Annotated in this window: 15 protein-coding genes; 5 read left to right on the forward strand and 10 right to left on the reverse strand. The window is 37.8% G+C overall.

From position 1 onward, the window contains the following. Nucleotides 1-167 precede the first annotated feature (167 nt). Nucleotides 168-575 (reverse strand): hypothetical protein, encoded by a 408-nt coding sequence (locus RCG25_RS23370; protein WP_308081214.1) that lies wholly within the window; start codon nucleotides 573-575, stop codon nucleotides 168-170. A gap of 411 nt (nucleotides 576-986) precedes the next feature. Further along, a complete protein-coding gene (locus tag RCG25_RS23375; RefSeq protein ID WP_308081215.1) occupies nucleotides 987-1925 on the reverse strand; it encodes a BRCT domain-containing protein in 939 nt (312 codons plus the stop codon). Between the two features lie 596 nt (nucleotides 1926-2521). Here RCG25_RS23375 and speD point away from each other — a divergent pair. Genes speD through RCG25_RS23390 form a run of 3 tightly spaced genes read left to right on the forward strand, consistent with a single transcriptional unit; the run spans nucleotide 2522 to nucleotide 4392 of the window. Further along, a complete protein-coding gene (speD, locus tag RCG25_RS23380) occupies nucleotides 2522-2944 on the forward strand; it encodes an adenosylmethionine decarboxylase (RefSeq protein ID WP_308081216.1) in 423 nt (140 codons plus the stop codon). Further along, nucleotides 2928-3908 carry a spermine/spermidine synthase domain-containing protein gene (locus RCG25_RS23385; RefSeq protein ID WP_308081217.1) on the forward strand — a complete coding sequence of 327 codons (981 nt, stop codon included), beginning with the start codon at nucleotides 2928-2930 and terminating at the stop codon, nucleotides 3906-3908. Before speD ends, RCG25_RS23385 begins: the two co-directional genes overlap by 17 nt. Nucleotides 3909-3957: 49 nt before the next feature. Further along, nucleotides 3958-4392 carry a hypothetical protein gene (locus tag RCG25_RS23390; RefSeq protein ID WP_308081218.1) on the forward strand — a complete coding sequence of 145 codons (435 nt, stop codon included), beginning with the start codon at nucleotides 3958-3960 and terminating at the stop codon, nucleotides 4390-4392. A gap of 113 nt (nucleotides 4393-4505) precedes the next feature. On the opposite strand, the gene RCG25_RS23395 is transcribed toward RCG25_RS23390, so the two are convergent. The 6 genes from RCG25_RS23395 to RCG25_RS23420 form a co-directional block, all read right to left on the reverse strand. Beyond that, nucleotides 4506-5639 (reverse strand): Ger(x)C family spore germination protein, encoded by a 1134-nt coding sequence (locus tag RCG25_RS23395; protein ID WP_308081219.1) that lies wholly within the window; start codon nucleotides 5637-5639, stop codon nucleotides 4506-4508. Further along, nucleotides 5640-7148: a spore germination protein gene (locus tag RCG25_RS23400; RefSeq protein ID WP_308084259.1), complete on the reverse strand. Its 1509-nt coding sequence runs from the start codon at nucleotides 7146-7148 to the stop codon at nucleotides 5640-5642. Continuing rightward, the gene (locus RCG25_RS23405; protein WP_308081220.1) at nucleotides 7138-8235 is read right to left on the reverse strand and encodes a GerAB/ArcD/ProY family transporter; all 1098 of its coding nucleotides are present in this window, start codon (nucleotides 8233-8235) and stop codon (nucleotides 7138-7140) included. The genes RCG25_RS23400 and RCG25_RS23405 overlap by 11 nt, the downstream gene beginning before the upstream one ends. Before the next feature lie 90 nt (nucleotides 8236-8325). Then, the gene (locus RCG25_RS23410; protein WP_308081221.1) at nucleotides 8326-9621 is read right to left on the reverse strand and encodes an MFS transporter; all 1296 of its coding nucleotides are present in this window, start codon (nucleotides 9619-9621) and stop codon (nucleotides 8326-8328) included. A gap of 117 nt (nucleotides 9622-9738) precedes the next feature. Continuing rightward, complete coding sequence (locus RCG25_RS23415) at nucleotides 9739-10956, reverse strand: MerR family transcriptional regulator (RefSeq protein WP_308081222.1); 1218 nt, start codon at nucleotides 10954-10956, stop codon at nucleotides 9739-9741. Between the two features lie 84 nt (nucleotides 10957-11040). After that, nucleotides 11041-11988, reverse strand: coding sequence for a DMT family transporter (locus RCG25_RS23420; RefSeq protein WP_308084260.1), 948 nt, complete (start codon nucleotides 11986-11988; stop codon nucleotides 11041-11043). 95 nt (nucleotides 11989-12083) lie between these two features. Here RCG25_RS23420 and RCG25_RS23425 point away from each other — a divergent pair, with 95 nt between their 5' ends. Next, nucleotides 12084-13490 (forward strand): aminotransferase-like domain-containing protein, encoded by a 1407-nt coding sequence (locus tag RCG25_RS23425; protein ID WP_308081223.1) that lies wholly within the window; start codon nucleotides 12084-12086, stop codon nucleotides 13488-13490. Between the two features lie 37 nt (nucleotides 13491-13527). On the opposite strand, the gene RCG25_RS23430 is transcribed toward RCG25_RS23425, so the two are convergent. Then, a complete protein-coding gene (locus RCG25_RS23430) occupies nucleotides 13528-14367 on the reverse strand; it encodes a Ger(x)C family spore germination C-terminal domain-containing protein (protein ID WP_308081224.1) in 840 nt (279 codons plus the stop codon). Beyond that, nucleotides 14352-14528 (reverse strand): hypothetical protein, encoded by a 177-nt coding sequence (locus RCG25_RS23435; protein WP_308081225.1) that lies wholly within the window; start codon nucleotides 14526-14528, stop codon nucleotides 14352-14354. Before RCG25_RS23435 ends, RCG25_RS23430 begins: the two co-directional genes overlap by 16 nt. A gap of 81 nt (nucleotides 14529-14609) precedes the next feature. Here RCG25_RS23435 and RCG25_RS23440 point away from each other — a divergent pair, with 81 nt between their 5' ends. Next, on the forward strand, nucleotides 14610-15545 hold the full coding sequence (locus RCG25_RS23440) for a PD-(D/E)XK nuclease family protein (RefSeq protein ID WP_308081226.1): 936 nt from the start codon (nucleotides 14610-14612) through the stop codon (nucleotides 15543-15545). Nucleotides 15546-15599 lie beyond the last annotated feature (54 nt).

Genomic DNA, 15599 nt, shown 5'->3' on the forward strand with positions numbered 1-15599 from the left:
AGGAATTCAAGCTACTATTTCCTGACCGAAAGATTACTACCATAGCCATCTTTGAGTGGTGCAATCCGGGTTTAAGTAAGAGGACACTTTGCAGAATTTTAAAGAGACACTATACCACATTTGGTAATACAAAGAATACTTATTATATATAATATTTATTTGGGTAGTTAAGGATTGATGTGCACCTCTTTGTTTGAGGCATATGCCTTTATCACCTTTTGCTGTTTGAATAAGACTGCATACAGACAGCTTTTTTTTTCTCCTTGTCCTGTCTGAATGTACTTTGGATTCAGACTGGACTTTGATTTTTTTAGCTTATCTTGTCCGAATGACGCTCCGATTCGGACACGCTCTTGCTTTTTTCCCATCCACTCTGTCCGAATGACGCTCCGATTCGGACACGCCTTTGCTCTTTCCCATCCACTCTGTCCGAATGACGCTCCGATTCGGACACGCCCTTGCTTTTTCCATCCACTCTGACCGAATGACGCTCGGATTCGGACACGCCCTTGCTTTTTTCCATCCACTCTGTCCGAATGACGCTCCGATTTGGACACGCCGTTGCTCTTTCCCATCCACTCTGTCCGAATGACGCTCCGATTCGGACACGCCTTTCTCTTTCACATCTACTCAGTCCGAATGACGCTCCGATTCGGACACGCCTTTCTCTTTCACATCCACTCTGTCCGAATGACGCTCCGATTCGGACACGCCTTTCTCTTTCACATCCACTCTGTCCGAATGACGCTCCCATTCGGACACGCCTTTTCTCTTTCACATCCACTCTGTCCGAATGACGCTCCGATTCGGACACGCCCTTGCTTTTTCCCACCAACTTTGTCCGAATGACCCTCTGATTTGGACATGCCTTTGCTCTTATCACCATCTCTGTCCAAATGACCCCCGGATTCAGGCAAACTTTTGCTCTTGCCCACCCACAAACTAAGTCCGTACGTGACAGACATTCACTTCTATAGTATGTGTTCCTATAATCTCTCCACAATCCCCTGCTTTTCTTTCTGAATTTCAGCTAACTCTACTTTCTTCTCCTCAATTTGTGAATCTAACCGCGTCAAAATATCCCTCACTTTCGCTAAGTGACCTCTAGCTTGTTCCAACGAGCGTTTAATTTTTCCCTGGACCATATAATCCGCGATGAACCCATCAAAGAAGAAATCAGCAAACTTTAACATTCCGGAGATATTGATATCAACAAATACTGTATCTTGAACATCCAATAATTCTTTTTGGAACTCGCGCATACATCTTTGTGCTCGATGAAGATGTGCTTCCGCCTCATCAATCTTTTGATGTTTGATCATACCTGCAATCGTTCCACCACCAAACAAATCCCATGTCCCCCATCCTTCCGCTTTATCAAGCAAACTCACAGCATCACTTAGTGCATCCTCAACCCGAAATCCGGCCTGCTTCGCTTCTTCTAGTTCCATTAAATACGCTTTCAGCACCCCTTCCTGCTCACTCAACTCAAACACTTTTGCTGCGAAAGGTGAGCTACTTACCTTGATCATATCTTCTTTTTGCAAAAGAAGTTGTTGATACTCCACCTCAACAGGGCCCAAGTTTTTTAGATTGTTCTCAAGCACACGCATCGCTTGATCGATTTCCTTTTTTGTCTTTATTGCTTCTTCGAGCTTGTGCTGTGCCGCGATCATTTCTTGCTTTTCCTTTGATAGTTTTTCTTCCTTTTTACCAGATAAAGTGGCTATTAACTTCGTTAAACCGAAGCGTTCTAGCCTCTCCACATCCTCCTGCTCTGTATAAAACTGATATTGAAGCAGATTCAGCTTCTCCTCGATCGTTTCTATTTCTCTCTCATAATCCGCAAGCTGCCCTTCATATTTCTCCTTCTTCCGTAATTCCCCTTGGATCGCAACTAACTTTGCATTTATCTCTGTGAACACGAGAATTCCCCCAAATTTGTTTTTGTATCATTTACGTTAAAAAATGGAAAAAGTTTCATTTTGCAACGTACGGAATTCAATACAAAAAAAGGTTTAACACTCTTATAGAGCATCAAACCAGTTTACATGTTTATTAGGTTATTTTTTATGACGATCCCCTACAAAAGGCAGACCTGATAGATAGCCAGAGTTGCCTGGATTTTGTGAACCGGCCATAAGGTAGCTAAATCTGTTGAGATTTTCAACCATCTGTATACCTGTTACTTCTCCTGGGTCCGCTGCCGAAATAATTCGGGAAAGCTTCTTTGTATCAATATTATAAGCCCAGCCGTAGTTATTTTAACTATTGTCTTCCACTACTTGGAAAGATATATTTTTTTTGCCAATATTCGAGCGAGGTATTCTACAAAAACCGGAAATTATTTTCCAATCAAATAACCCCAAAGAACCAATGAGCATTGACACCTCCACCTTGATTCCACCCTTCCGCACAAGGCTTAAATTTGTCCAAATTCCTAAAAACTAAGACAAGCACACAGGATTTTCATTCAAAATCCCATACCATAATGAAAGGAACATGGAGGGAATGATTAGCTTTGACCATTGAAGGAAAGCACATAATCATTGATGGATTTGAGTGTGATTCTTTACATTTGAATAACATTGCCTTTTTAGAAAACCTCTGCAAAAAGGCAGCGTTAGATGCTGGAATGGAGATTTTGTACTCTTATTTTCATCAATTTCAGCCACAAGGGGTAACTGGTGTACTTGTTTTATCCACTTCTCATTTATCCGTTCATACCTGGCCTGAAGAGAGGTATGCGTCACTTGATTTTTATACCTGTGGAGATTCTGACCTTACTGCCCCTGTCAATTTACTTTTAAAAGAATTGTCTGCCCAAAAAGCCATGGTCTACTCCATTGACCGGGGCGTGACTCAACCTCAATTAATCTACTGTAATGAAATCACTACTACTGATAATTCCAAAGGAGAGAACAAGAATGTATCGACCGACTAACGCCTGGTTATCTCCAGCATTTACCCACACAAACAGGCCCATCCAGCAACAACAACAACAACAGAAAGATACTTCAAATGAAATTGCTGATTTATGGGACCACATTGCATTAAAAACGTTACAACAAGGGAAACACAAAAATCTATTAAAGGTAAAAAGTGACTTTCAAGACATTCAAATTGTCGAAGCCCGTGATATTAGAATGTATTTAAACAATCAGTTGCAATTCAGCACATTAGATGAACGAATTTACCATGAAGCATTGGTTCATCCGGTCTTTAGTCTTACTCGTTCGAGGAAACGCGTCCTTATTGTAGGCGGCGGTGATGGGCTAGCAGTAAGGGAAGTTCTAAAATATAAGGATGTCAAACATATTGATCTTGTGGATTTAGATCCTGAGGTCCTTAAGGCTGCCAAACATAATTCAAGTTTAGTAGCTATTAACGAGTCTTCTCTCCACGACCCACGTGTAAAGCTTCACCCGATGGACGCTGTTAAGTTTCTAGCTGACAACCAAACACCCTACAATATTATTATTGTCGATTTTCCTGATCCAACAGACCAAATCATCAGCAATCTTTACACCGCTGAATTCTATTCGACGGTAAAACGTTCTTTAACTACTGATGGAGTGTTCGTTTGTCAGTCCAACTCGCCCGAGGATACCCCTATTGTTTATTGGAGTATAGGAAAAACAATTGAAGCTGCGGGATTCCGGACACTCAGTTATCACACAATTGTCCCGTCTTTTGGAGATTGGGGATTTCATATTGGATCGCCCAAACCCCTCACTTGGTCAGGAAATCGCGTGGAAGTACCGCACCAAACGTTACCATCTCAGCTAAAGGAAATGGCCTACTTCCCTTACGCCATGTTAACAGGAAAAAGTAAGGCAGTCATAAACACCAATAAGAACTCGGTCTTGCATACAATCTTTAAGAAAGAAGTTCTGTATTTGGATTGAAACAGTAATGGACTTGTCCATTCAATATATTTATCAAGGTGGATGAGGTATGAGAACTAGAAACGTAAAACGATATGCTTATGGATCATTATATAAACAGGATGGGGTCATTTTTCCTGTTGTTTCCGGAGACCTTGTGGATTTTGATATTGCAGGACCGTTCCAAAATACAAGACCCGATGTGGCTACGAATCGAATTAATGTATTCAAATCCGGCGTTTATCAAATTACGGCAGATGTATCCGTTTTATTAGATGATGGACAATCTGTTTTGTTCAATATTAACCTCTGTGAAAATGGGTCTCTTCCACTGACAGGTTCCTATTTTGATGCCATCAACATGAGCACAATGACAGGAAAAACCGTCCAAGCCTTCCTAAACGTAGGCGATCAAGTTGGAATATACATGGCTGATACTTTTTCTCCTGTAGGAAGACCCAGATATAATAGAGCTTCACTAATAGTACATTTGCTAGACTCCTAATCACGTCAGGTTTACAATAATTTATTTGCATAACATAACAAAATGCCCTGAACAGAAAAAGCAGGGCATTTTTGGTTTATTAAAAGTATAGTTTAATGTGAAAATGTAATTTGCTATCTATTTTTTAACTGCTCCGTATTCAATATCGTTACATTCACATTGATTTTATTAATTGTATCCGGTTCGAGTGGGATTACTCCATTTTGCGCTATTTTTTTCCACTCTTTATTCTTCTGTTTGTAGAGGACATCAGATAGCTCATATATATCGATTTTATTATTTAGTCCTTTTTTATAGGTTTCTTCTATTTGCTTTCGTATTTCATTTTCAGCCAATTCCTTTAATTCTTTATGCGTTTTAAATTTCAAAATTTCCGTTGTTTTAAAATCCGCTTTAACATCAATCGTGAACTTTACTTTGTTATTCAGCATGACGGGAGTAATTTTAGATTTAATATTGATCGTTGGTCCTACCACAATCGTTTTATTGTCCTCTTTAATACTTAACTTCGTTCTATCTACTTCCCTTGTCAGCCATCTATCTCCCAATAAATGATCACGCGCTACATACCCTACAAATCTTTTTCCTCTTAAATATTCACTCCCACCAATGTATGCAACCAGATGTTCTTTCTTATTTTCTTTCCACGTATTTTTAGAAGTGCTTAAGTATGGGATATGAGTTGTATAGGCTGGCTCGGACAACTTTCTATTTAATTCAAAAAGTTGAATTGGTTTAATACTAGAGCTTTGTTTATAAATGTCATCCGGATTACTAAGTTGTGAATATAAAACGGTAATATTCAGAATCGGTTTAGCAGCAAAAACTTCTTCAACCGGCTCTTTCGTTCCAAAGGTCCAAATGATATTTCTAATTTGATAATATCGCTGTAAAAAATCATTCACATGAAGGATTTTTCCACTCTTCAAAGTGTTTTCGGTATAAACGATTGCGGTTATATGTTCCCATGAGAAGCGCTGTTGTGCAGTAGTATATAAATCAAAAGCTGCGTCATTGATGGTTTCACCTGTACCTTTCACTGTTGCAATCGTTTGTGGCTGTCTGTTAGCCCCCCCCTCTTGTTTCGCAAGGTTATTAAAACTAATCACCTGTCCATATAACACGAATTTCCCACTTTTATAATCAACAGCAAGCGCATGGATATAAAGCTGTTGTTCCACTTCTTTTATATCCCAACAGCCTGAAAGGATTACAACCGTAAAGATGATTAAACATACATATCTCATTTAGGAATCTCCTTGCCTTGTTGGATCAGTCGGATTGAGAGAACCCGGTCTTCTTTTAATGAAATTCCAAGGTAATTGAATAAATCCTGACAATACTTCCTTAAATCGAATAGGAGAAAATGGTGTTAGATAGGGAACTCCAAAGGAATTTAAATTAACCAGATACGTTAAAAAGAAAAACACGGAAAGCAAATAGCCTAATAAACCCAGAATCGATGAGGTTAATATAATGAATATTCGTATGATGGATATAATCCCGTTTAACTCCTGATTACCAATGGTATAGGTGGCTACCATTGATATTGCAATTACCACTAATACGGTGGGTGCAGTTAATCCTGCACTGATTGCTGCTTGACCAATGATTAATCCCCCGACTACTGATAAGGTTTGTCCAAATGGGGTAGGCATTCGTAGACCCGCTTCTTTAAAAAGTTCAAAGAGTAACGCCATGATCATCACTTCTACTGGAACAGGTAAGGGAACACCTTGACGACTAAGCAGGATGGTTGCCAATAAACTATAGGGTAATTGATCAGTATGATAGGACATGAGCGCTAACCAGAATCCTGGCAAGAATAATGAGATAATTAAAGATAAATATCGGATAGCTAGACCGAACGAACCTAAAAGGAATGGACTGTGGGCATCCTCTGGTGATTTTAATAAAAACGACAAGGTGGTTGGTCCAATAATCGCAGTGGGTAAGCCATCAATGAGAACGGTAAATCTTCCATGTAACAGCGCGTCTACAACAAAGTCTGGTCTTCCCGTATACATAAACATCGGAAACAATTTTTTATTTCCATTTATCAGTTCAGTTAGTTGATCTGTTGAAATGATCCCATCGTAATTTATCTTCTTGATTTTCTCTTTAATGTTCGATATTAAATTGGGGTCAGCAATATCCGATATATAGAGTATACCTATTCTTGTATTCGAGCGTTCTCCGACCACAATCTGCTCATATTTAAAGGTGTTTGACTTCAATCGTTTTCTAATCAATGCAATATTTATAGATAATGTCTCGATGAACCCTTCTTTTGGCCCTTTAATGGATACCTCCGTATTTGGCTCTTCAATAGACCTTTTTGGTATGTTACAAAAATTAAAAAGATAAAATGCGTCTAATTCTTTAATGAAGAAAATAAGGTTCCCACTAAAAACCTCAAACATAATACTGCTTTCAATATTGGTAGAATCCATTTTTTTAATCGGAAATTCTAATACCTCTTCTAATGAATCCGAAGTGACTGGATTATTCTTTAAAACAAATGTTATGTGAGGAATAATGGTTTCCACTGCTTTTTGATAATTACATAATTCCTCGCAATAGATGATGTTTAAATGAAAATCATTTTCCCCCACAATATGTTTCTTGAGAATGTGAACGTCGCTGCACTGTTCAAACAGCTTACGAAGGGTATCCATCGTCTTATCAGGCGGATCCTTCCTTTCAATTGAACTAGAGTGATTTTTTGGTTTTAATACTAATTTCTTACGCTTCATCAATGACCATTTCACCTCTTTTTCGTTTAAATAAGGAGATGGTGAAAAGAAAAATTGAAACTCCAAAAATTAACCAGAATGATACTGGCAAAACCCAATCCTTAAGTAATTGAAAGTAGACAATATCACTTATTGGCATAAGTACAATAAGTGCAAGGACTGCATATAGACCAATTAGAAAAAAGACTCTCCTTTTTTCCTTTTCAACATTTAAGAGATTAGGAACTAAGAAAATGAAAAAAGAAATCCGTATGTAGGCGCCAGATAACCATTGATAAAAGGCAAGAAAGTCCAAATGTTCAATATATACCCCTAAGGAAACTAAGCGCCATTCTTCAAAGGCAGGAAACCGTTGACTCTTCGAATTAAACGGACCGAATTCTGCAATGGCTCCTGTTAATGGACCAATAATTAGTCCCATTAATGCAATGCATAAAATAAGTAAGTATTTAAAGCGTAGCTTCTGATTTAAATGTTGCTGTACGAACAGAATGGTGACTATTTCTGTTAACCCTGCAAGAACGCTGACCACCCCTTTCCAGATGGGGGTATATCCATTTTCTAAGTAGGGCTTTAACAGGGAATAATCCTTGTTTTCCATATTTGCAGTCATAACAAAAAAGCCGAAGATTACAATGGCCGGCAATAAAATGCCTGATATTAATCCTATTGATCTTATCCCTTTGTAGCTGTTATAAAAGCAGACTAATAAGATGGTTGTGATGACCACGATTTTCGGTGTTAATTCTAAGTAGAATGTATTAATAAAACTAAACGTATCAAGTAAAGTAACGACGGCTAGTACAAATACGTAAATACATAAAGGTACAATCAGGACATAGGCAAATAGGGTCCCCACTCTTTCTTTCAACCATAGGAATAGGTGTTTACCAGCTAATTTTTTGTATATGTAAAAGATGATTGCAGACCAGGCTAGAAAGGGGGCTCCTGCTACAAGAACTGTAATCCAAGCATCCCGCCCAGACTTATCTAGGAGAACCGGGATGACCATCACATGATTCATTAGTCCGGTGCTAATCATAATAATGAAAAATAACTGCAAGACCGTAATCTTTTGACTTATCATCCCATCCACTCTCCGTTCTATGATATGTTTTCCAAAATCTGAGTAAATATTTAGGATAGAGGTTGGTTAAATAGCAAAGTATCCTGAATTTTACGTATCTATTGATACGGTTTTTAGTTCCACCTTCATTTTTGTTGTAGATTGTAAAATAAAAAGAAGAAACAATCCCCCACCTATCATTTGAATCATATACGATGGTATAAGAGTTAATAGAATCCCTGAGGTCACCAGAGCCAATGGGAGCATGGCCTTTCCAATACTTATACCAATGCTTAAAACCCGTCCTCTAAATTCTTCTGGAATCTCATTTTGCATGATATATGATAAAGGGATGTCAATTAGAGCAACAATCGCACCAATAAGAAACATGACTATACTGTAAAAAATGACGTAAAAGACTGGAGCGAACTGATATTTTTCAAGAAGGACTGGTAGACCAGTAATAATCATTAAAGTGGATAATGAAACACTTAAATATCGTAAAAAAGAGGAATAAGGAATCTTCTTTGTAAGTTTTTTTACCATTAGCGCTCCCATAATCATTCCTACTGGAAACGAGCCCTGAATAATACCAAAGTTCTTTGAACCAAGCCCCAGGACCGTATTCATGATATAGGGGATTGGAACCGTCACAGTAAAGCCAAGAAAGAAATTTAATGAAATCAATAGGATAAACAAATTCAGTATTTTCTTTCTTGCCGTTATATAATGAAAACCGTCCTTGATGTCTCTAAGAAAATGAATTTTCTCTTTTGGCAGTTCTTCATTGGATTGTTGCTGGAACTGTTTGAAATTAATTAACATCATTGAAATACCTGAAAAGATGAAGGAGATTCCGTTAATCATAATAAACGTTCTAATGTCAAAGATCGCAAAAACAATCCCTCCTAGCATCGGTCCCATAATGGAGGAAATTGAATCAATAATTTTACTAATGGAATTGATGTTCATTAACATGGTCTTAGAGACGATGTTTGGCTTTGCTGATTCCAGCGCTACTCCAAAAAAGGTGCTAAACACTGTCATTAGGATGGTCGTAACATAAATAATCCAAAGCTTAAATCCTATAATATTACTTAGCACATAAACCGCAACTAACAGCACTCCGTTTAACAAATCCATTGAAACGATTAATCTCTTCTTGTTGAATTTATCGGCAATGACTCCCGCAAACGGATTGATCACAATCATCGGAATGATCCCTAATATAAGGGTAGCAGCAAAGCTTATCGCCGATCCCGTCAACTTTAAAACGTACAGACCTAACGCAAATTGATAAATCGCTGTACCAAATATAGAAACCGTCTTCCCAGTTGAAAAGAGAAATAAGTTTTTTATTTCAGTTCTGTTTTTCCCTTCATTAACACTCACTTGTAATGTAGTCATAAATCATCCACTCCACTTCACTTTAATAATTAAAGTGTAAGTGGTTGAGTGAACCCTATATCAATGGCATTAATGAAATGATTTTTAATGAAAAAACATAAAAAGGTAGGGTTAACCCTACCTTTTGCCAAAAAATAAATAACTAAATATTTCTTCTCCCTGAACAAAAAAATCTTCGTACTTTCCGCCTTTATCGATTGATTCAGAAACCCGTTCCTCGAGGGTAATATACTTTAACTCCCTAATGTTTTTCTTAATTTTACTGACTGTAAAATTATCTCGATATTTGACTTCGATTTTGCCTTTATGGCTGAAATTTTTAAAAGCTAAATAGGACCCCAATAAATATCCATCTAATTTAATTAGAGAATCCACTTCTCGGAGTAAAAACGTTTCATGTTCAAAGCTATAATTGCTAGTGCCTGAATGATCAATCACTAAATCAACCGTTTGTTTGGATATTGGTATGTCTAGAAAGTCTGCACAAATAAAAAGTATGTTTCGCTTAGAACCGGTTCTCTCAAGTAGGCTTTTTAGAAACTGATGTCTCTCTAGATTATGATCAACTGCAATGTACAGGCAATCATCCGGTAAATCTTGATACATATTCCGTAGAAAAAAACCGACTCCAGACCCTAATTCGAGGATTACTTTTTTGTGCAAATCAATTTGACCCAGTTTCCTTTTTGACCAGTGCAGCCCTTTGTTCATATTTTCCAAATAAAGCGGATCCGTTTCCTGAATATACTCTGGAATATTATTTAAAAGAAAAATTTGACTGTCTGGCCGCATTGCGCCGCCTACTTTTAGTATGCCTGATTCAATAAGGTACACTTGGTCACAGTGACAGGTCAATTTGCCTTCAACAATTTGATTTTTCTTGATTATTCCGTCTTGAAGAGTGAGAGATTCAGCACATTTATTACATTTGAGAATATCTAGTACGCTTAAATCAATACCTAACGTATTACTTGAGCCAGAAGATGAAGTTGATAGCTGGTCTACTTTTCGTTTAAGCCTGTCTTTCATTTCTATTAAATTCGTTATTTCCTGTTCTAGCTTTTCATATTTATCCAAGAACAGGGATTGATAAAAGGCATCTCTTTCATATTCGGTCAATTGTCCAAGGTTCTTATAGTGAAAAATCATCTTAATTTCATTTAAATGAAAGCCCATTCCTTTTAACTCTAGAATAAGCTCTAAATCTTTTTGACAGCTCGTATCAAAAAAATAATGTCCGCCTTGCTTTTCAGGCACGATCAACCCCAAATCCATATAGTGTCTAATGGTATCATGACTTATTTCATTCACTTTTCCGAACTGACCAATTCTCATTGTCTCATCACCAGTACTTGTGTATTTCTATATGACTAGTTCTCCATTTAATTTAAAAAATCCTACAAAACTATGAATCTTTTTTCAATCTCTATTCACCTCGACATACTCATGTGCGGTGACAGGCACCGGTCGATGACGGTTGCCACTCTGCACAAGAACAGTCCCCAAAGTAACCGTTAAAGCACCTATACCAGCTTCCCAGGAAAGATATTCATGATAAAACACCACTCCTAGTACCAGCGCAATGAGAGGAGAAATGAAAAGCCACGTAGCAGGAAAAACAGGATTAGTTTTCGATACTAGCCAGTAAAAGAGAGTATGGCCTATCATAGAACCAAAAATGATTAAGTAGAGAAACGAACCAATGGAGGCTGTACTAGTCATGCTCGTAAACTGTATATTCTCAGTAAATAGAGACAAAAGAATGAGTAAAATTCCCCCGTGCATCATTTGAGCTGCATTTAATGCGATGGGAGAAGTTGTTTCAAATTTTTCAATGACATGTTTCGAATAAATGGCCCCTGAAGCATAGAATACCTCCCCAATGACAATTAAGAGACAACCCATCAACCAGAACCTTCCTCCCTGAAGAGTAAAGCTTGGTAGAATGAGTAGAGCCACACCTACTATACCTACAAGGCATCCTATAAAGGAAATTCGGCTTACTTTTTTCTTTAAGATAAGAGTTTGAATTAATAAAATCATCATCGGACCAGTGGCGGACAATACAGCCGCTGCACCTGACGTCACATATTGCTCTGCCCAATATAAAGTTGCAAATGTACCAAAGGTTAAGCCAATCCCTGTAATCAGCATTTCCTTACGAAACAACAAACCAATCGTGGTTTTTCTACGTAAGACCATGAGCCCAAAAAGAATCAAACCAGCAATAAAGAATCGAATTCCAGCCGAGAAAAAGGGGGGAATTCCTGCATCAATCCCTATTTTTATTGCTAAAAAGGTCGTACCAAAAATCAAACACATGACCAAATATCCAAATATCACCATAAATAATTCCTCCTTTTTTATCCATTATAGGAGGAGGAGAATAGAACAGATGAATATCACTAGAACAGATTCAAAAGAAATCGTGATACAATCAAGGAGAGAAAAGGGGGACCGGCATGGCAAATGGGGAATATCTCTTTAAACAAGTTTATGATTATGTATTAAATAGGATAGAAAGCAATGAGTGGCAGGAAGATGAAAAGCTTCCCTCAGTAAGAAAATTAGCTGACGAAATGAAGGTTCATCGCTTAACTGTATTAAAAGCCTATCAGTTACTTAAGAAACAAAATAAAGTATATGTCAAAGATAAATCGGGTTATTATGTTCAATTAAGTGGCCGAGAAAAACTCGATAACCCAGATTCCCCTCTTTTTTCAGCAAACTTACAAAAAAATCAATTAGCTGAGATTCATAAAGTTCCGGTTTCCTATAATTTTTCCCAGGCGTTAATCGACCCCAACCTTTTGCCTAATCTCTTTTTATCCGATTATGTGAAACGGGTGTTTGATCTCTACCCCAAAGTGCTAGCAACCTACTCAACCGTTCAAGGAGATCAGGAACTGCGCGAAGCACTCTGCGCCTACTTTATTGAGCAGTATAAAACGTTTATTACAGCGGATAACCTGTTAATCACCACAGGGTCTCAACAAGCGATTTATCTCATTGCTCAAGCCTTTGTTAAACCAAGAGATACCATATTAATCGAAAAGCCGAGCTATAGTGCAGCCATTGATACGTTTAGAGCACGAGGAGCAAATATTGTACCAGTTGACATCCATCCAGATGGGTATGATTTAGAGCAGGTAGAATTGTTAATGAAAACATACAAGCCTCGTCTCTTTTATTTGAATCCAACCTTTCATAATCCAACTGGATACACAGTCTCAGCTGCACAAAGGAAGCAATTAGTTCAATTAGCCGAACAATATCGATGTCTCTTAATCGAAGATAACGCCTATCACGATATTTATTTTGACCAGGAGCCGCCTCCTCCCTTTTACACGTATGACACAACTGGAATCGTGATTTATGTTAGGAGTTTTTGCAAATATATTTCACCTGGCCTACGAATTGCAGTGGTCTTTGCACAATCACCGCTTATGAATGTACTTGTTGGTGCAAAATCATTAGCGGATAACGGATCGCCACTATTGAATCAAAAGATATTCCTTCATTATTTTTCGTCACCAAGGCTGCAGCAACACGTGGAAAAACTACGAATTGCTTTACAAATAAGAAAGGAAATCATGGAGGAAGAACTAGCTGGAACGGATTGGCACTGGACCAGCCCTGGTGGGGGCTTGAACCTATGGGTACGGCTCCCTCATCACTTTTCGACAGATGAACTATTAGTTAAGTGCCTTCAACAATCCATTTCGTTTGTTCCTGGTCGTGTTTGTGATCCATTAAATCAGCCATCCTCATGGGTGCGCTTAAGCTTTTCTTATGCAAACGAACAACAAATTCGCCATGGTATACGAAAATTTATCGATTTAGCAGATAGCTCTCAACGACAAGACTAAGGCACCTTCCCTTTTTAGGGTAGGTGCCTTAGTTTCGCTATTCTAAAGGCAATTTAATCCCTGAATTGATTTTATTGATGCTTTTTAATGGTCTTACTTTTACATGGATATTTTCTTTTTTTAGAACAGGAAAATCATCTTTTTTCTTAGTTGTCTTCCAGTCCTCGTACATGAATCGATACATAAAATCCTCGAATTGATAAATATCTCCACCGATTTGATGACTTTTTAAATAGGCTGCGTACACTTCGTTTCTTATTTTTTTCTTTAATCTTCTTTTAATTCTCGGAGAGAGAACCACCTTTTGTGAAGATTCTCTGATAATGGCTGATATTTTAATATCTAATCCGATCCTCATTTCATTTTGGTCTTTATCAATAACCCTTTTTACCCTTGGTTTCAATATTTCTATTTGAACGAGATCCTTTTTCCCATCTTTCTCCTCGCTTACAATAACAGGAGAGCGAACTGCCTTGTTATTCACACGAATAAAACCTTCAAGATCGTTTTGCGTTAAGAATCCCTTCATTTTTTCATCCTTCATGATATATGCACCATTAACCATGGTGACAGGCAATTTTTCTAGATTCTGCTTCACAACTTCATCTTTAATAGATATGCTTGGAAGCAATATTGTTTTTGTTTTTTCATTGAATTGATAAATCAGTTCTTGCAGTGAAATAGCAGGAACGGTCGAATCTTGCTGTTGCATGTACTCCGGCTGATTTATCCTGGAATTTGAGTAAGCATAATTAAACGGAACCTTCGTGGTGAAAATCTCTTCCACCTCTTCCTCCGTACCATAGACCAAACCCGTTTGGCGTATATTAAAATTTGTATCTAACGATTTAAGCGTCTTATCTAATCGATGTTCCAATAAAGACTTTCCAAAAGAATGACGATTGTTAATAAAATGGTGATCCAAGAGCCTCTTTTTGCTGTGGATAAAAGAAAGGGAATAATTTCAACATGTGCAAAAAGGCCCACAGAAAGTAAAATAACGTATACAATGGATATAAATCTTAACTTATTCTGCATTTATTCGTGTCCTTTTTTACCATATTATTCAACCCTTTATCTGACTCTATTCAGATATATTTGTATTGAGAGGAGCATTCCATGTACGTTCACCGTGATTACCCCGATTTTTCGTGGTCGAATTCAAGGCATAAGACCTTTTTAGAATGTGCGCGAAAGTATTATCATCAATACTATGAATCTCATAATGGCTGGCTGTATGAGTCCCCAGAAGAAAACAAGGCAGCGTACCGTTTGAAAAATATTAAAAATATCCCGATCCTCTTGGGGGATGAAATCCATAAAGTCATAGACAGGCAGCTCAAGAATTTCCTTAATGGTAAAAGTTTATTGAGTGCAAACGAGATGATGGGGTTGGTTACGCAGAATCTTAATAAAGCCTATCTTGATTCCACTAAGTTTCGTCAGCATTGGTTTCAAAAGCCAAAGAGGCATCAAATGCTGCATGAAATCTATTACGGGGATGGGCTTAGCTCAGAGGAAGTTAGTGCTGCAAAAATCAAGCTAGAGTTGTGCTTGGAAAATTTTTTCACAAGTAAAACCTATCAGGATATCCTGACAAAGGTAGAAATGCACGTATTACATTCCGAGGATTTTCAAACGTTTGAAGTTAATGGTGTGGATGTATTCGTGGTGTTGGACTTTGTGTACAAAGATGTGAGTCAGGAGAAATGGATTGTGGTCGATTGGAAAACCGGGAAAGAGTCAGAAGATGACCGGAAACAGCTTGCGTTTTATGCACTCTTTCTTTCTAGGGAACACAACATACCAATCGAAGATATTGTATTGCGTAATGAATATTTGTTATCGGGTAAGAGCCAGGAGTATCAACTGACTCCGTTCGAAATCGACTCGGAGCAACAACTGATGAATGATAGCATCTATCATATGTTGAACTACTTAGAGGATCCTGTGAAGAATAAACCGCTTGATATAGAGCAGTTTGAGATGCACCAAACAAAAAGATGTTATAGCTGTAATTTTAGAGAGAAATGTGAAAAAGTCCACCTAAAATAACCTTTTGGTGGACTTTTAACTTATACGAACTAACACTGCTCAAGAATCCCAGTC

The organism is Neobacillus sp. PS2-9 (genome assembly GCF_030915525.1).
Lineage (GTDB): Bacteria > Bacillota > Bacilli > Bacillales > Cytobacillaceae > Neobacillus.